The sequence below is a fragment of the Rouxiella badensis genome, assembly GCF_026967515.2.
Taxonomy (GTDB): domain Bacteria; phylum Pseudomonadota; class Gammaproteobacteria; order Enterobacterales; family Enterobacteriaceae; genus Rouxiella; species Rouxiella badensis.
Genome location: NZ_CP114062.1, coordinates 4,541,405 through 4,557,221, shown reverse-complemented (window position 1 = coordinate 4,557,221; position 15,817 = coordinate 4,541,405). Strand labels below are relative to the sequence as shown.

The following is a 15,817-nucleotide window of genomic DNA, read 5'->3' as shown; positions in this document are numbered from 1 at the left end:
ACACTATGACAACCAGACTCCGGGTCGAAAAATTAAGTAAGACTTTCGTATTACATAACCAGCAAGGGATAAAACTGCCGGTGTTTCACAACGTCAGCCTCGAGGTTAACGCAGGGGAATGCGTGGTGCTGCACGGCCGTTCGGGCAGCGGAAAATCGACTCTCCTGCGCTCACTCTACGGCAATTATCTGCCGGACAGCGGCCATATCTGGGTGAAACATCAAGAGCAGTGGGTCGATATGGTTAGCGCGCAGGCCCGAGAAATTCTCGACGTGCGCCGCCACACCCTGGGCTGGGTCAGCCAGTTCCTGCGCGTCATTCCGCGCATCAGTGCGCTGAATCTGGTGATGCAGCCGCTGGTTGAATTGGGCATTGGCAAGGCGGAGGCCGAGCAACGCGCCGGTGAACTATTGCAGCATCTGAACGTGCCGGAGCGCCTGTGGCAGCTCGCACCGTCAACCTTCTCAGGAGGTGAGCAACAGCGAGTCAATATTGCACGCGGCTTTATCGTTGATTATCCGGTGCTGCTGCTCGACGAACCTACCGCTTCGCTGGATGCGACCAATCGTGCAGCGGTGGTGACACTGATTGAAAAAGCCAAGGCGCGCGGTGCCGCCGTGGTGGGTATTTTCCACGATGAAGATGTGCGTGAGCGCGTGGCTGACCGGCTTCACGTGATGACCCCAGAACAGGCTAATGCGGAGAATTTGGCATGATTATCAATAACGTCAATCTGGTTCTGCCCGAAGAAACCGTCAGGGGATCGATTGAGATCCAAGAGGGCGTGATTAGGTCTTTTACCGATAATCCGAGTCATCTGCCGCAGGCGCTCGACGCTGAAGGCGGCTGGCTGATGCCCGGTTTTGTCGAGCTGCATACCGACAATCTGGATAAGTTTTTCACACCGCGTCCGAAGGTTGACTGGCCAGCGCATTCGGCAATGAGCAGCCATGATGCGCTGATGGTGGCGAGCGGGATAACGACAGTGCTCGACGCCGTTGCGGTCGGCGACGTGCGCGACGGTGGCCATCGGCTCGAGAATCTGCAAAAGATGATCGACGCAGTGATCAACAGCCAACAGGCCGGATTGAACCGCGCCGAGCACCGCTTGCATCTGCGCTGTGAACTGCCGCACTCCTCCACGCTGCCGCTGTTCGAAGAGCTGATGCACAAGCCGGGCGTCTCGCTGGTCTCATTGATGGACCACTCGCCGGGCCAGCGCCAATTTGCGACGCCGCAAAAGTATCGTGAATACTATCAGGGAAAATATCAGCTTAACGACGAGCAGATGGAAGAGTTTCAGGCCGCGCAAATCGCCAACTCGCTGCGTTGGGCACAGCCAAACCGCATGGCGATTGCCGCGCACTGCCGCGAGAGAGGTATTGCCCTGGCGAGTCATGACGATGCGACGGCAGAACACGTCAATGAATCCAAAGCGTTGGGCAGCGTGATTGCCGAATTCCCAACCACCGAAGACGCTGCTCGGGCCTCGCACGCAGAAGGACTGCAAGTGTTGATGGGGGCGCCAAATATCGTGCGCGGCGGCTCGCATTCTGGCAACGTGGCGGCAAAACATCTGGCGTCGCTGGGCCTGCTTGATATTCTTTCTTCAGACTATTATCCCGCCAGCCTGATGGACGCATTGTTCCGCATCGCCAACGATGAGGACAATGCCTTTAGCCTGTCGCAGGCGGTGGCATTGGTCACGCGTAATCCGGCGAAAGCCTTGGGATTGCAGGACAGAGGAGTGATTGCAGAAGGTAAGCGCGCCGATCTGGTGTTGGCAAGAGCGCATGACCATCATCACTATGTGCAAAACGTCTGGCGTCAGGGAATACAGGTATTCTGATGGCTAAGCTTGTTTACGTCATGGGTGCATCGGGATCGGGCAAAGACAGCCTGCTGGACGCACTGCGAAATATAACCCCGCTCGGGTTGCTGGTGGCACATCGCTACATTACCCGCCCGGCGCACGCCGGTGCGGAGAATCACATCGCGCTCAGTCTGGATGAGTTTCAGCAGCGTAAGGCCCACCGGCTGTTCGCACTCGACTGGCAGGCGCATCAGACTCACTATGCGCTCGGAATCGAGATTGATCTGTGGATGCAGCGTGGGTTCACCGTGGTCGTGAACGGTTCTCGGGCGCACCTGGCCGAGGCCGTGGCTCGCTATGGCGCGGCGCTGCTGCCGGTTTATCTGCACGTTTCGGGCGAGGTGCTCGCCGAACGGCTCGCGCTGCGCGGCCGCGAAACGCCGCTGGAGATTCAGCAGCGCCTGCAACGTGCTGCCGAGTATCAGCACGGCCTGCCTGCCGAATGCCGTCGGCTGAACAACGATGGACGCCTGCAAGACACTCTGGCCGATCTGCTCACGCTGCTTACCGAACAGGCGGTCTGCACCTTTCCGCCTCCAGAACACCCCATTGTCTGCGCACAGGATAACGCTTTATGACGCTTGCAAACGCAACGCCGAGTGACCCGAAAATAGGCAACAACGTCGAGCTCAAACAGACTCGTTTAGGCCAGTACGTACATCTGGGCGACGACGCGGTCTTTGAAGAAGTCGAGGTCGGTGATTACTCCTATACCGCCGGCCATAACCAGATTCACTATGCCACGATAGGTAAATTTGTTTCGATTGCCACCTATGTGCGCATCAATCCAGGCAACCACCCTACCTATCAGCGCATCGCCCAGCACCATTTCACCTATCGCAGTTCGGCCTATGGATTAGGCGAAGACGATAACGACTTCTTTAACTGGCGCCGTGAACACGCAGTCACCGTGGGCCATGATGTCTGGATTGGCCATAACGCGGTGATCATGCCCGGGGTCACCGTAGGCAATGGCGCGGTCATAGGATCCTCGGCGGTGGTGACCAAAGACGTTGAACCTTTCTAAATAGTCGCGGGCGTAGCGGCCAAAAAGATCGGCATGCGTTTTGAAGACTCGCTGATCGAAAGGATCGAGCGCAGCCAGTGGTGGAACTGGAGCCATGAGACGTTGCAGGAGAGAATGCCAGAATTCAGGGATTTGGACAGCTTTGTGGAGAAGTATCTGTAATCGCGCGATCCTCGGGGGAAAATCAGGCGTTTTTGCTTATACATTAGCATAAACAATAGCGTCTTTTCCTCCTCTCCCGCCCGAGCGATTGGGCAAAAAATGCGTAATCCCTCCGCTTGAATGCGTATACATAAAAGCTATACCCCCCTTCCTTTTAAGTCATTTTCCAATCCCCTCCTCCCCCAGATAATGAAAAAAAAGCGGGAGGAACCATGAAGAGAATTATTGTTGGGGTAACGGGCGCCACCGGCGCACCTTTGGCGGTTCGCGTGCTGCAGTTTCTGCGCGAAATGGAGGTGGAAATCCATCTGATTGTCTCGCAGTGGGCAAAAACCACGCTCCAGCAGGAATGCGGCATGAGCTATCGCGATCTCTGTGCCATGGCCGACGTGGTTCACGATCCGCGCAATCAGGGTGCGACCGTGTCGAGCGGATCGTTTCAGGTTGAAGGCATGGTTATCGTGCCGTGCAGCATGAAGACGCTGGCCGCTATCCGCATGGGCTTTGCCGAGAACCTGATTGCCCGCGCCGCCGACGTGATGCTGAAAGAACGCAGAACGCTGTTGATGGTCACCCGAGAGACGCCTCTTAACTCTATCCACCTAGAGAACATGCTGCACCTCAGCAATATGGGCGCCGTTATCTTCCCGCCGACTCCCGCTTTCTACAACAATCCCGAGTCAATTTCGCAAATTCTGGATCATCTCGCCGTAAGGATTCTCGACCAATTTCATCTGTCTCACCCGGCAGCCAAACGCTGGGAAGGACTGGGTCATAAGGAGTAATAACCATGCCATTCCATGATTTACGCAGTTATCTTGATGCGCTCGACGAACAGCAGCAGCTGCTGAGAATTGAAGAACAGGTAAAACCTGAACCCGATATCTCTGCCGCCGCCTGCGCTGCCGCAAAACTGGGCGACAAGTCACCGGCGTTATTGTTCGAAAATATCCTTGGATATCATGACGCACGCATTGCCATGAACGTCCACGGATCCTGGCCAAATTTGGCAATCGCCATGGACATGCCGAAAAACACCCCGCTGAAACAGCAGTTTTTCGAGTTTGTTCGGCGCTATCAGAATTATCCCGGTGAAGTTGAGCATCGTGACAGCGCGCCGTGGCAGGAAGTGGTGATTGAGGACGACATTAACCTGTTCGATATCCTGCCGCTGTTCAGACTTAACCACGGTGACGGCGGCTTCTACATCGATAAAGCCAGCGTAGTCTCGCGTGACCCTTCTCTGGAAGGGAAAGAAAACGAAGACAGTCAGAACGTAGGCATCTACCGCATTGAAGTCAAAGGCAAAAAACACCTCGGCCTGCAACCGGTCCCCGCACATGACATTGCGATTCACCTGCAACGCGCCGAAGAGCTGGGCGTAGACCTGCCGATTGCCATCACTATCGGCAACGACCCGATGATAAGCACCGTCGGTGCTATGCCCATCCTTTACAATCAGTCGGAATATGCGATGGCCGGAGCACTCAACGGCACGCCATATCCCATTGTGAAAACAGCCTTAACCGGGCTGGACGTCCCTTGGGGTTCCGAATTCGTACTCGAGGGCCGCATTCTTTCCCGTGTTCGCGAAGCAGAAGGTCCGTTTGGTGAATTCACCGGGCACTATTCCGGTGGCCGTCAGATGCCGGTCGTCGAAATCACCAAGGTGTCACACCGTAAAAATCCGCTGTTCGAGCATCTGTACCTCGGCATGCCGTGGACCGAAATCGACTACATGATGGGCATCAACACCTGTGCACCGCTTTACGTGCAGCTGAAAGAAGCGTTCCCGGAAGTCGTCGCGGTCAATGCGCTTTATACCCACGGACTGGTGGTGATTGTTTCCACCAAGACGCGCTTCGGCGGCTTTGCGAAGGGCGTGGGTATGCGCGTGCTGACCACTCCGCACGGTTTGGGTTACGCCAAGATGGTGATTGTGGTGGATGAGACTATCGACCCCTTCAACCTGCCGCAGGTGATGTGGGCAATGTCGACCAAGTTTAACCCTGAGTACGACCTGGTGACGGTGCCTGGGCTGTCCATTCTGCCGCTTGATCCGGCTTCACAACCCGCCGGAATGACCAGCAAAGTGATCATTGACGCCACTACGCCAAAAGCACCGGAAGAACACGGGCACTTCTCGCAGGAGCTGCGCGATCCTATTACCACCGATGACTGGGTTGAGAAGCTGCACAATATGATGCAGGTTAACAGCCTGTCTCAGGCAAAAGACTCCTCCAAGGTCAACAACAGCTAAGGAAGCCGCATGAAACAACATCCTGAAATTTGTCCGCGCTGTGAATCCAATGGCCCGGAGGCGCTGAGTCATTCTCCGGTCGAGGGTGCCTGGACGGTGTTCCATTGCCCAACCTGTTTCTTCACCTGGCGCAGTACGGAACCGGACTTCATTACCGATCCGAAGAAGTACAACCCAAACTTTAAATTCTCTCCGGCTGATATGGCGAATTTTGGCGTGATGCCGGCCATTCCCGAATTGAAAACTAAGGGTTAATGACTAAGGCGTAAAAGCCTTAATGACCGTTCGCAGCATGGTGCTAAATTCATGGTGCGAACGGTAAATCAACACCAGATCGTCGGCAACACTCTCAAGTTCCGGCACGGGCAGCGTAAGCAGGTTGTCCCACTCACTCTCACCAGACAGCACCGGCAGCAGTCCTACGCCCATTCCCTGCTCGACCAGATATTTCATCATCGGCACATCTGAGGCATCCGCCAATACCTGCGGTTTTAGCCCCGCCTTGCTGAAAAACTGCATCACGTTGTCATATACCCCGAAACCCGACTTGCGACGCATTAGTATCAACGGACAATCGGCAAGCTGCTCGAGGGTCACGGTTTTATGCTGTGCCAGAGAAGACTCGGGGAGACACATGACGCGAAAGCACGAACGCGCCAGCGGCTGAATAGACAGCTCTTCATCGCTGGTGGTAAGCGGCAGGTGCACCAACGCGAGGTCGATGCGCCGCCGTTCAAGCAGCTCCTCCAGGTAACCGGTATCCCCCTGATGCAACGAGAAGGTCAGCTGCGGATGTTCAGACTTGAGCAGTTTCACCACCGCCGCAACCTTCGGAATGCCCATCGAAACCGTGCCAATGCGCACCACGCCACGCGAGCCCTCACCGAACGCCTGCATCTCTTCATCGATTTCAGTCGCAAGCTGTAACAGGTCGCTGGCGCGTCGATAGAGATACATGCCTTCCTCGGTAGGCGCCATGCCGCGACTAGACCTATCAAACAGCTTTACACCCCACTCGTCCTCAAGCTGATGCAGCGCCTTGCTCAACGGCGGCTGGGCGATGAACAACACCTCTGAAGCTGCCGAGATTGACCCGTGTTCAAAGACGGCTTTGAAATAACTCAGCGGCTTCAATTTGATCATATTTCCCTCTTCCACATCAGCTTTTTACCAAAGCCTAGCGTATTGTCTGTCATCTTGATTTCATTCAACTGTAGCTGCCAAACCGGCGCTTTCATGGCGATGGCTACCGGGAAATGTTTGCAGTAGAGCGCGCGACCGACTTTATCCTCTTCCCCTTCAAGCAGCGTCGCGGTACCGCTGTACTGAATGCCTTTGATAAGCGCGATAGTCTTAGGCTGGGTGGCAATAGTGCCCACGACCTGAGGGTTTTTATGCATCAGTGAACCATGGCGTGTCTTCAGCTCAGTCATGAAATACAGGCACATACGTTCGACGTCCGTCACATAAAAGCAGTTGGCGCTCCAGATGTCGCCCTCCGCGTGAGCACAGAGTGCAAGCACGTGGTTTTTGCTAAGATAACGACTAATAAGTTTTACATCATCGGGATCGTTCATACCCGCCTCCTGGCGAAAAATTCGCTCTATTTTAGCGCGATGACCGGCAAGTAACAGTCTGCGCTGTTGCTAAACATGCGTTTTTGCTTCACTTATTGGTATGGCTGTGGGTTAATCTGCTGAATATTTTGTGACGAACCAGAGTAGCTTAATTATCGTGGAAAGCCTGCCTCATACTCCGCCCGCCAATGACTGGTATCTCTATATACTGCGTACCGCGACGGGTATGCTTTATACCGGAATAACGACCGACGTGGCGCGCCGTCTGCAACAGCATCAAAATGGCAAGGGGGCGAAATCCCTGCGTGGAAAAGGTGAACTCAGGTTGGTTTTTCACTGCGTCGCGGGCGATCGTTCACTGGCATCAAAGCTGGAGTATCAGGTTAAGCAATTGAGTAAGAAGCAGAAAGAGCGGCTGGTGCAGGACGGTCCGCAAAGCATTACCGATTATCTGGCGGGCTGAAGTCATCATAAAAAACGGGGCGCTTGATGCGCCCCGTTTCAGTAACACGTTGTCTATCGATATCGATTACAGAGCAAGGTTAACCATCACGCCGCCGATAAACGCATCTTTAACCTGGCTCACTGCGCCTGGGGCAGAAACGTACTGCAGGTTAGGACGGATTGTCAGCCAGTTTGTCGCCTGAATACCGTAGTACAGTTCGTAGTTAACTTCAGAACCGCTCTGCACTGGCAGATAGGTTGGGTTGTTGTAGTTATCAACACCGTTGGCAGCATCCTGATCGCGCTGAGTCGCGGTGTAATCACTGTTCACGTGGATACGGCCTACGCCAAAGCCAAGCTCGTCTTTAGGACGTGAGTCGAAAATCCCTTTGTAGGTGACCGCGACAGACTGATAGTTGTCAGTTTTCGAGGTTTTCTTGTCGTTCATCACGCCTTGTACGGTCAGCGTCAGGCCACGGGTGTTGTCACCAGCCACCGAGGTCAACTGTTGCTGCACCAGCACGTAGCCGCCGTAAGCGTGGGCATCACGGCTGTACTGTTCGCTACCGTTTACGATAGAACCGCTGCTGTAAACGTCACCCTTAGTCGAGCTGTAGTAAGCACCCAGCGCGTATTTACCCGGCAGCTTGTCTGGACCCAGCGTTGGTTTCCAGCCTACTTCGACCGGGATCAGGTTACCGATTGAACCTGAAGTATCCAGACGGAAGCCGTTACCGGTGTCATAGTTTTTAGGGTTCTGATTATAGATACCGACTTCGGTATAAATTTCAGGGGTAAAGTTCAGCTTGATGCGACCGCCCCACTGGGAAACAGGCCAGTTATACCAACGGTCACCGCGCCAGTTACCCGCCTGGCCACTACCCAGCGCAAGGTTCTGGAAGTTGCTGTTTAGCGAGTCGAAGTCTTCACCCACGGTCACACGACCGGCTTTAACATCGAGGGTGTCGTTGAAGTATCCTTGACGGATCCAGAACTGGGTCAGACGCGTGGTTTGACCACGGCCCCAAACTTCCTGAGAAGAAGACAGTGTGCCGGTACGCGGATCGCCAACGGTGTCGTTGGAGATGTTGCGCCCATTACGGTTGGTCAGGGTCATCTGGAATTCGGTGTCTTTCCAGTTCAACAACTTGTCGAGGTCAAGATCGACCCCAAGCTGCCACTGGTCGGAATAGCGTGCGGTGGTATGCTTATCATAACCGCCCGAGAAGTTGCTGCCTGTCTCAGACGTGTAGTTTGTTTGGAAATCAATACCTTGTTCTTTCAGAGCAGTACGTTCACCGCCCCAGTCACCAAACATCCAGGGAGAGTCGGGTGAGAATGGACCCATATCTGCGGCCAATACTTGGGCAGAGCTAAAAAGCAGTCCAACAGAACAAGCCAGATACAACTTTTTAAAACGACGGGGGGAGTAATTGGCCACTTTAGATTCCTTATAATTCTTAAAGTTCAGTTTTAAACTTCAGTAAAGACAATATTATTCCACGCAGAGTAATATTCTGTGACCTGCATTTGATTATTTAAAACAATATAATTAAATATGTAACACAACGTTGAGCATTATTGCTTTAAATAACAGCAGTTTGGATTTTTTGTGCTAAAACTGCTTTAAGACTGCATTTATTTTTACCTTTACGCAGCGAGTTGGAAACATATCCTCCGAATGTAACTCACTCATTCGATTAATTATCACCCATATCTGCGCTTACTTAATTCTTTATTTTTTTACATTCCATTAGCAAATAAAGCTATTTTTTAAAATTAGCACGATTTATTCATAAAAAAAGGCCGATGTATGAACATCAGCCTGTTTGAAATAGTGCTCTTAGAGCTTAAATGACTTTTTTCACTTAATTGTGATTAAAATGAGGAGGATACTCCACCAGCCCGTTTGCGCCTTCAAGAGCATCGTCGGCCAGCACATAAAGCTGGAACGCCTCAGCGGAGTCAGGCCAGCGGCAGTGAAGATTAAACTGCGCTGCGGGTTTGAATCCAAATCGGCCGTAGTACTCGGGCGCACCGAGCACGACAACGGCGGCGTAACCGAATTCATTGAGCGAATCCAGCCCTTCGTATACCAGCTTTTCGCCCAATCCCAGACGGCGCAGAGATTCCTCTACCGCCAGCGGTCCCAGCCCAACCCATTGGCGGTCTTCACCCTGTACGTCGACCGGGGTGAATGCGGCATAACCTACGACCCCCCCTTCATCATCCGTTGCCACGACGCCCAGCGTCAGCAGGCCGTCTTCACGTAGACGCTGCACCAAATCGGCCTCGTCATCACGCCCAAAAGCCTTGCGCAGGAGGTTATCGATGCCCGCAGCATCGACCGGGATTTCAACTCTAATTAACATGATGATACTGCCGGAGAGCCTAACTCACCGTCCTCTTGTCTGCCGGTCTCAATGCGCCCAGCCTCAATAAACGTCGCCAGGCGTTCAAGCCCCTGACGCAGTAAAGCGGGCATGCTGTCGAGTTCGATGGAGTCCATCAGGTTTTTAACGTTCAGGCCCAATTCAGTATCCCCTTCAATTCGCAGACGCCGCTTGAAGAACAGCGTATCGGGGTCTTCCCTACGCGCCGCAACCAGGATCAGGTCGTTAGCGTCGCCGCTAAAGCTTACGTCAGCCTCACCCTGTTGGCTTACGCGCAGCCTGCCGTTATCGACGGTCATTAGCCACTGTAGGCCGAGATCGGTAATATCGATTTTCAGCCAACGGCCGGTCAGAAAATCGAGTTCCCCTTCAGACAGCGCCTCCTGAAATTGCCAGCACAGCACCTGTTGCAGAACCTGGCGCTTAAGTGCAAAAGGGGTAAATTTCAACGGTACACTTAACAGTGACGGCCCTTGACGCACCATACGTGCTCGTAGTTTTTGCAACACTGGCACTTCTCCTTTAGGTAACTGTCTTCTGAACAATATTGCGCTGAAAACGGGTCATTTTGCCATATCGGCAGTTTTGTAACGCAGCCTAAATCAATATTGCCCTACAAAAATAGTGCACCAGAAATATCCCTTACACAACCTCTGCCGTAAATGGCTTTCATTCAACCGCGGATAAGCTGCCTTAAATCAAAATATTGCCGTTTGAGCTTATCTAAAATGAGCCTCGATTGGGTTGCACACCGTGCCATCCCTCTAGCCGTTTTAGCAGGAGATAACTATGGAGTTACTTTGCCCGGCAGGTAATCTGCCAGCGCTAAAGGCAGCGATCGATAATGGTGCCGATGCGGTTTATATCGGTTTGAAAGACGATACCAACGCCCGACATTTTGCCGGTCTGAACTTTACCGAGAAGAAATTACAGGAAGCCGTAGAGTACGTTCATCGCCGCCGACGCAAGCTGCATATTGCTATCAACACTTTCGCTCATCCCGACGGTTATCAGCGCTGGGAGCGTGCCGTAGATATGGCGGCGCAGCTGGGGGCCGACGCGCTGATTCTGGCCGATATCGCGATGCTCGACTACGCAGCAACCCGCTATCCCAGCGTCGAACGTCACGTGTCGGTACAGGCTTCGGCCACTAATGAGCAGGCCATTGCATTCTATAAAAATCACTTCGACGTCGCACGCGTGGTGCTGCCGCGCGTACTGTCGATGCATCAGGTCCGCCAGCTCTCACGCAGCAGCGTGGTTCCGCTGGAAGTGTTCGCCTTTGGCAGCCTGTGCATCATGGCCGAAGGGCGATGCTTCCTGTCTTCCTACCTCACCGGCGAATCCCCGAATACCTCGGGAGCCTGCTCGCCCGCCCGCTTTGTTCGCTGGCAGCAAACGCCACAGGGCATGGAGTCACGGCTGAATAACGTGCTCATCGACCGCTACGAACCTGGGGAAAATGCCGGTTATCCGACGCTATGCAAGGGGCGTTATCGGGTGGACGACGTGTGCTACCACGCGCTTGAAGAGCCCACCAGCCTTAATACACTCGAACTGCTGCCCGAACTGTTCGCAGCCAACGTAGCCTCGGTAAAAATCGAGGGTCGCCAGCGTAGCCCAGCCTATGTCAGCCAGGTAACGCGGATATGGCGCGCTGCCATCGACCGCTGTCAGCGCGATCCGCAGGGTTTTATCAGTGAACATGCCTGGATGACCGAGCTGGGGTAACTGTCCGAAGGCACCCAGACCACTCTTGGGGCCTACCACCGGAAATGGCAATGATTAAGGCGATATCATGAAATACTCATTAGGAACCATCCAGTACTACTGGCAGAAAGCGCAGGTGGAGGCGTTTTATCAGGCTGCCCAAGGCAGTGAGGCCGACATTATTTACCTGGGTGAAAACGTTTGTACCAAACGACGAGAGATGAAGGTCGGTGACTGGCTCGACCTGGCAAAACAGCTGAGCGCCAGCGGCAAGCAGGTGGTTCTCTCAACGCTGGCGCTTTTGCAGGCACCGTCAGAACTGACAGAGCTTAAGCGATACGTCGAAAACGGCGAGTTTTTGCTGGAAGCGAACGATATCGGCACCGTAAATATGGCGGCTGAGCGCAAACTGCCTTTTGTTGCCGGTCATGCGCTCAACTGCTACAACGCCGTCACGCTGAAGATACTGCATCGGCAGGGCATGGTTCGCTGGTGCATGCCGGTCGAACTGTCACGTGACTGGCTGGCCAATATGCTGGCGCAGTGTCAGTCGCTTGGCATCCGTGACAAGTTTGAGGTCGAGGTATTGGCCTACGGGCATCTGCCGCTGGCTTATTCCGCCCGCTGTTTTACCGCCCGCGCCGAGAACCGCGCCAAGGACGACTGCGAAACCTGCTGCGTGAAGTATCCGCGGGGCCGAAAAGTCATGTCACAGGAGAATCAGCAGGTGTTTGTGCTCAACGGGATCCAGACACAGAGCGGTGCCTGCTACAACCTCGGCAATGACCTGGTCGCGATGCAGGGCCTGGTCGATATTGTCCGAATCTCTCCACAAGGCCCGGAAACACTCGACGTGTTAGCCGATTTTCGTGCCAACGAGCGCGGCCTTAATCCGCTGGCGCTTAGCCCACGCGAAGACTGCAACGGCTATTGGCAGAACATTGCCGGGCTAGCGCTTGTCGAGTAAGCAGATCAGTCGTTTCGCAGCGGTTTCTTACGGTGCAGCAGCGTCCGCAGGCGACCGCTGTCACGCAGGAAACCGAGCCCGATGCCGAGCAGCGTATAGAACGCGCACAGCAACAGCAGCATCAGGATATCCCCACCCACTTCGTGGAAAGGCAGGCCCATCTGGTTAACGCCGGCAATCGCTTTTGTCGACCAGGTCGACGGCAGCATTGAGGAGACGACGCGTACCCAGCCGGGCTGTGCCTGTAGCGGCCAGAGGGTGCCGGAAATGTAAAACACCGGCATGGTAATAAAAGACAGCGTCAGATAAATCATTTCGACGGTACGCAGGCACTCGGTCACAAACTTACCGAGGCCAAGCACGGCCAGTAAAAACGGGAAGGTCAGCAGGATAATTTCAGCAATGCTGGCGGTTTGCCGGTACCCAAGCACCCACGGCCACAGCACAAACAGCACGATCGACAGAAACAGCCAAATCGGGATTAGCGCCGACAGGCCGCCGAGAAATGCCGGGATTGCGGGTTTGCCGTCGGGCGCACTTTTCAGGGTAATGTTGACCCTGACACTGGCTATCAACAAAGAGTGCTGCAAGAGCATCACCAGCAGTCCGGGGAAAACGATCGCCGCGAAGCTGATTCCTGGGTTAAACAGGTCCAGCGTCTGGCCAACAATAGGCGTGAGCAGCACGTTGGCCTGCCGATTGCTGAACCCGCTTGCCAGAAGAAGTTGCGTATTATACTGCGACAGCAGGCTCTGATAGGCCGCGACAACGTCTTGCTGGATCTGCCCATTGGCCAAACGGTTGGTTGCATCGCCATAAACCGGAATAACAATGTCTTCACCCGCCAGAATCTTCTTTTCAAGATCGATGGGCATGATAACCACAGCAAACAGCTTGCGCTCACCCAGGTCACGACGCGCCTCGGGAATGCTGTCATAGCTTACCGTTTTAATCTTTGAGGTTGCATCAAGGTCGCGGGTCAGCAGACGGCTGGCGCTGCTGTGGTCCTGATCGATGACCGCCACCGGCAGATCCCACACGGTGCGATTGGCGTACACGGTACTCATCAGGCACAGCGAGATAAGCAGCATCATCCACATCGGCTTTTCAAGCATCCCGTGCAGGGAGTGCGTGAAGGTATGCCAGTAAATTGAAAGCCCTTCGCGCGTGGTCATTTTCCCGGCTCCTGCTTCTTCAGGCGCATATACAGTTTGCTGTGCACCAACAGGCCGGTAATCAGTGGATATACCAACAATATGGCGCACACGCTGACGATACGCACGCCTGGGACCTGGCGCAGGAAAACGTCGAACATGGCGTTTAGGGCATGGGTCAACGGCTCGATTTCGGAAATTATGCGCGCAGGCAGCGGCATCGACAGTTCGGGTACCGCCATACCCGAGAAGGTCAGCGCCAGTCCCACGAAAATAGCCATCATAGAGTAGGCGGAGATAGTGGTGCTCGTGAAGGTGAACAGCAACAGCCCCAGGCTTTGCGCCGCAATGACGTAGAAGAAGGCGATAAGCAGCATGTCCAGAGGATTGCCGCTGACTCGCGCATCAAACACGCCGACCAGCAAGGCAATTTCGACCATCAGCAGCGTGGTAAAGCACAGCGTATAGGGCGCAAGCTTGCCGAGCAGTCCGAAGGTGAACGAGGGGGCAGCAAGGAGCGCCTGGCTCCGCGCCATCACGTAAATCATACAGGTGACGGTGAACAATTGCAGCAGATGGATGGTTGCGGCGAACTGCTGGTAATAGATGTAGCTGCCGCTGGCGTTAAACAGGCTGCCGTAAGAGAGATCGACACTGGCAAGCGAAGGCACAGTTTTACCGATTTCTGCGGCGATAATGCTGCGATAGCTATTGTTCAGCTCGGTTATCAGTACGCTAAAATCCTGAGTAGAATAGAGGCCCGCGCCGTAAAACAAGGCATTGTAATACAGCACGGCGCTCGGCTGGCGTCCTGCGAGCACGTCGGCCTCAAAGCGCGGCGGTATGTACAGCAGCGCGTAGTCCTGCGCGGTACGCAGCCGATATTCCGCCTCCGGAAGTCCGCCCGCATAGGCCTCGACGTGCGCGTGCGAACCTGCGTCGAGCTTGCGGATCAACTCTTGCGATAGCTTGCTGTGGTCGCTGTCCACCACTGACACCGGGAGATCCAGCAGCGTACCCTCAGAAAAATTACTGGCAATCAGCGTAAACAGGATCAGCGGAAAGCACCAGCACAGCCAGTGGATCACCGGTTGGCGAAAAGCGTGGTTCGCCTCACGGGTAAAGGATCGGCTGAAGCAGCGCCATGCGGCTTTGGCGCGATGAGTTGCGTGTGCCATCAGTGGCTCGCTTTCCACTGCCAAAGCGCGCTCATCCCCTGCCTTGATCCTTCCACCGGCTGCAGCGGATAGAGCCGAACTTCGAAAGTTTTTAAATCGAAGTCGCCGGTAGCGCGCGTTGCGCGTTTGGTGGCGTAATCGCCCAGCGGTGCAATGTAGCGGATTTCCGCTTCAACCTGTTTATTGCCAATCCCCGGCACGCGCAGCGAAATTTTGTCGCCTTTACGAATGCCGGCCAGAATATCTTCTCGCAGATTGAAAACGAAATAGGCCTGAGGCAGTTGGACCAGCGTCAACAGTGGGCTGTCCGCGCTCTCAAGTTCACCGACTTCTGTCGGAATCGGTCCGACTTCGCCATCCACCGGCGCTCTTACCTGAAGATCGTCGGTTTGTGCCTTCAGCTCTAACAGATTCTCTTCCGCAGCTCGCAGCTCGGCGGCATACACCTCGCGCTGTTCAATACGATCGCCATTTACGCCTTCGTCGAGGTTAGCTTTCGCGGCTTGAACCTGCTGATAGGCGCTATCGCGGGCTTCACGCGAATCTTCGAGATCCGAAGCAGAAATATAGCCTTTCGCCGCGACGCTGGCATTACGATTGTAGAGGTCACGCGCATTGGCGTAGGCGGCCTGCGCCTGGGCCAGCGCTGCTTTCAGGTTGCGAATACTCTCTTCACGGGTACCGTTAAGCGAGAGATCGAGCTGCGCCTTGGCCTGATCGCGCGACGCTTGTAACGATCGCAACTGTGCCATGAGCTCGGGGCTGTCGAGAGTTATCAACAGTTGGCCTGCTTTCACATCATCGCCGCGTTGAACGTGACGTTCAACGATCCGCCCCTTGGCTTTCGACGCAACGATAACCTCGGGTGCGTCGACCTCTCCCTGTAATAAAAGTGACTGATTGCTAGCGCGAAATAAGACGGCAAGAGAAATAACCACAGCAACGAGCAGTAAGGTCAGCAATATCCTTTTATTCATATTTTCTCTTACCTTTTAATCTATTTAATAAAGCTATTTCTAGCACATATTTTAAGGGTTTATAAGGCATTGGATTGTGACGATTACTTCACAAC

Annotated in this window: 18 protein-coding genes and 1 pseudogene; 11 read left to right on the top strand and 8 right to left on the bottom strand. The window is 54.3% G+C overall.

Annotation, left to right across the window (positions count from 1 at the left end):
- Window positions 1–5 precede the first annotated feature (5 nt).
- From phnL to O1V65_RS21070, 8 genes and pseudogenes are all read left to right on the top strand, one after another.
- The gene (gene phnL / locus O1V65_RS21105) at window positions 6–716 is read left to right on the top strand and encodes a phosphonate C-P lyase system protein PhnL (RefSeq protein WP_017494225.1); all 711 of its coding nucleotides are present in this window, start codon (window positions 6–8) and stop codon (window positions 714–716) included.
- Window positions 713–1,849, top strand: coding sequence for an alpha-D-ribose 1-methylphosphonate 5-triphosphate diphosphatase (gene phnM / locus O1V65_RS21100; protein ID WP_269130002.1), 1,137 nt, complete (start codon window positions 713–715; stop codon window positions 1,847–1,849). Before phnL ends, phnM begins: the two co-directional genes overlap by 4 nt.
- Window positions 1,849–2,451, top strand: coding sequence for a ribose 1,5-bisphosphokinase (gene phnN, locus O1V65_RS21095; RefSeq protein ID WP_269130001.1), 603 nt, complete (start codon window positions 1,849–1,851; stop codon window positions 2,449–2,451). The genes phnM and phnN overlap by 1 nt, the downstream gene beginning before the upstream one ends.
- 332 nt (window positions 2,452–2,783) lie before the next feature.
- A pseudogene (locus O1V65_RS23195) lies at window positions 2,784–2,897 on the top strand (DapH/DapD/GlmU-related protein); the annotation flags it as partial.
- Between the two features lie 36 nt (window positions 2,898–2,933).
- Window positions 2,934–3,062: a hypothetical protein gene (locus O1V65_RS23190; RefSeq protein WP_269129999.1), complete on the top strand. Its 129-nt coding sequence runs from the start codon at window positions 2,934–2,936 to the stop codon at window positions 3,060–3,062.
- 212 nt (window positions 3,063–3,274) lie between these two features.
- Window positions 3,275–3,847, top strand: a complete 573-nt coding sequence (locus O1V65_RS21080; protein ID WP_017494163.1) for a UbiX family flavin prenyltransferase — start codon at window positions 3,275–3,277, stop codon at window positions 3,845–3,847.
- 5 nt (window positions 3,848–3,852) lie between these two features.
- A complete protein-coding gene (locus O1V65_RS21075; RefSeq protein WP_017494162.1) occupies window positions 3,853–5,322 on the top strand; it encodes a non-oxidative hydroxyarylic acid decarboxylases subunit C in 1,470 nt (489 codons plus the stop codon).
- Window positions 5,323–5,331: 9 nt separating this feature from the next.
- Window positions 5,332–5,577 carry a non-oxidative hydroxyarylic acid decarboxylases subunit D gene (locus O1V65_RS21070; RefSeq protein ID WP_017494161.1) on the top strand — a complete coding sequence of 82 codons (246 nt, stop codon included), beginning with the start codon at window positions 5,332–5,334 and terminating at the stop codon, window positions 5,575–5,577.
- A 3-nt stretch (window positions 5,578–5,580) separates the two neighbouring features.
- Here the strand turns inward: O1V65_RS21070 and O1V65_RS21065 are convergent, their stop codons facing one another.
- Both O1V65_RS21065 and O1V65_RS21060 read right to left on the bottom strand, forming a co-directional pair.
- Window positions 5,581–6,465 (bottom strand): LysR family transcriptional regulator, encoded by an 885-nt coding sequence (locus O1V65_RS21065; RefSeq protein WP_269129998.1) that lies wholly within the window; start codon window positions 6,463–6,465, stop codon window positions 5,581–5,583.
- Window positions 6,462–6,899 carry a YhbP family protein gene (locus O1V65_RS21060; RefSeq protein WP_017494159.1) on the bottom strand — a complete coding sequence of 146 codons (438 nt, stop codon included), beginning with the start codon at window positions 6,897–6,899 and terminating at the stop codon, window positions 6,462–6,464. Before O1V65_RS21060 ends, O1V65_RS21065 begins: the two co-directional genes overlap by 4 nt.
- A 166-nt stretch (window positions 6,900–7,065) precedes the next feature.
- Here O1V65_RS21060 and O1V65_RS21055 point away from each other — a divergent pair, with 166 nt between their 5' ends.
- Window positions 7,066–7,362, top strand: coding sequence for a GIY-YIG nuclease family protein (locus tag O1V65_RS21055; protein WP_263973738.1), 297 nt, complete (start codon window positions 7,066–7,068; stop codon window positions 7,360–7,362).
- A 66-nt stretch (window positions 7,363–7,428) separates the two neighbouring features.
- Here the strand turns inward: O1V65_RS21055 and O1V65_RS21050 are convergent, their stop codons facing one another.
- The 3 genes from O1V65_RS21050 to ubiT form a co-directional block, all read right to left on the bottom strand.
- Window positions 7,429–8,784, bottom strand: coding sequence for a carbohydrate porin (locus O1V65_RS21050; protein WP_017494157.1), 1,356 nt, complete (start codon window positions 8,782–8,784; stop codon window positions 7,429–7,431).
- A gap of 427 nt (window positions 8,785–9,211) precedes the next feature.
- Window positions 9,212–9,715, bottom strand: a complete 504-nt coding sequence (locus tag O1V65_RS21045; protein ID WP_165428806.1) for a GNAT family N-acetyltransferase — start codon at window positions 9,713–9,715, stop codon at window positions 9,212–9,214.
- Complete coding sequence (gene ubiT / locus O1V65_RS21040; RefSeq protein WP_026110835.1) at window positions 9,709–10,245, bottom strand: ubiquinone anaerobic biosynthesis accessory factor UbiT; 537 nt, start codon at window positions 10,243–10,245, stop codon at window positions 9,709–9,711. The genes O1V65_RS21045 and ubiT overlap by 7 nt, the downstream gene beginning before the upstream one ends.
- 280 nt (window positions 10,246–10,525) lie before the next feature.
- On the opposite strand from ubiT, the gene ubiU reads away from it, so the two are divergent.
- Window positions 10,526–11,467, top strand: a complete 942-nt coding sequence (gene ubiU, locus O1V65_RS21035) for a ubiquinone anaerobic biosynthesis protein UbiU (protein ID WP_269129997.1) — start codon at window positions 10,526–10,528, stop codon at window positions 11,465–11,467.
- Window positions 11,468–11,534: 67 nt separating this feature from the next.
- On the top strand, window positions 11,535–12,413 hold the full coding sequence (locus O1V65_RS21030) for a U32 family peptidase (RefSeq protein WP_227990193.1): 879 nt from the start codon (window positions 11,535–11,537) through the stop codon (window positions 12,411–12,413).
- 5 nt (window positions 12,414–12,418) lie between these two features.
- On the opposite strand, the gene O1V65_RS21025 is transcribed toward O1V65_RS21030, so the two are convergent.
- From O1V65_RS21025 to O1V65_RS21015, 3 genes are read right to left on the bottom strand one after another with little or no spacing between them, the layout of a single operon-like run.
- Complete coding sequence (locus O1V65_RS21025) at window positions 12,419–13,588, bottom strand: ABC transporter permease (RefSeq protein ID WP_269129996.1); 1,170 nt, start codon at window positions 13,586–13,588, stop codon at window positions 12,419–12,421.
- Entirely contained in the window at window positions 13,585–14,745 is a 1,161-nt protein-coding gene (locus tag O1V65_RS21020) for an ABC transporter permease (RefSeq protein WP_269129995.1), read from the bottom strand. The genes O1V65_RS21025 and O1V65_RS21020 overlap by 4 nt, the downstream gene beginning before the upstream one ends.
- Entirely contained in the window at window positions 14,745–15,722 is a 978-nt protein-coding gene (locus O1V65_RS21015; protein WP_269129994.1) for an HlyD family secretion protein, read from the bottom strand. Before O1V65_RS21015 ends, O1V65_RS21020 begins: the two co-directional genes overlap by 1 nt.
- Window positions 15,723–15,817 lie beyond the last annotated feature (95 nt).

Coding starts and splice junctions, on each gene's coding strand:
- phnL (WP_017494225.1), top strand. CDS start 6: ATGACAACCAGACTCCGGGTCGAAAAATTAAGTAAGACTTTCGTATTA.
- phnM (WP_269130002.1), top strand. CDS start 713: ATGATTATCAATAACGTCAATCTGGTTCTGCCCGAAGAAACCGTCAGG.
- phnN (WP_269130001.1), top strand. CDS start 1,849: ATGGCTAAGCTTGTTTACGTCATGGGTGCATCGGGATCGGGCAAAGAC.
- O1V65_RS23190 (WP_269129999.1), top strand. CDS start 2,934: ATGCGTTTTGAAGACTCGCTGATCGAAAGGATCGAGCGCAGCCAGTGG.
- O1V65_RS21080 (WP_017494163.1), top strand. CDS start 3,275: ATGAAGAGAATTATTGTTGGGGTAACGGGCGCCACCGGCGCACCTTTG.
- O1V65_RS21075 (WP_017494162.1), top strand. CDS start 3,853: ATGCCATTCCATGATTTACGCAGTTATCTTGATGCGCTCGACGAACAG.
- O1V65_RS21070 (WP_017494161.1), top strand. CDS start 5,332: ATGAAACAACATCCTGAAATTTGTCCGCGCTGTGAATCCAATGGCCCG.
- O1V65_RS21065 (WP_269129998.1), bottom strand. CDS start 6,465: ATGATCAAATTGAAGCCGCTGAGTTATTTCAAAGCCGTCTTTGAACAC.
- O1V65_RS21060 (WP_017494159.1), bottom strand. CDS start 6,899: ATGAACGATCCCGATGATGTAAAACTTATTAGTCGTTATCTTAGCAAA.
- O1V65_RS21045 (WP_165428806.1), bottom strand. CDS start 9,715: ATGTTAATTAGAGTTGAAATCCCGGTCGATGCTGCGGGCATCGATAAC.
- ubiU (WP_269129997.1), top strand. CDS start 10,526: ATGGAGTTACTTTGCCCGGCAGGTAATCTGCCAGCGCTAAAGGCAGCG.
- O1V65_RS21030 (WP_227990193.1), top strand. CDS start 11,535: ATGAAATACTCATTAGGAACCATCCAGTACTACTGGCAGAAAGCGCAG.
- O1V65_RS21025 (WP_269129996.1), bottom strand. CDS start 13,588: ATGACCACGCGCGAAGGGCTTTCAATTTACTGGCATACCTTCACGCAC.
- O1V65_RS21020 (WP_269129995.1), bottom strand. CDS start 14,745: ATGGCACACGCAACTCATCGCGCCAAAGCCGCATGGCGCTGCTTCAGC.
- O1V65_RS21015 (WP_269129994.1), bottom strand. CDS start 15,722: ATGAATAAAAGGATATTGCTGACCTTACTGCTCGTTGCTGTGGTTATT.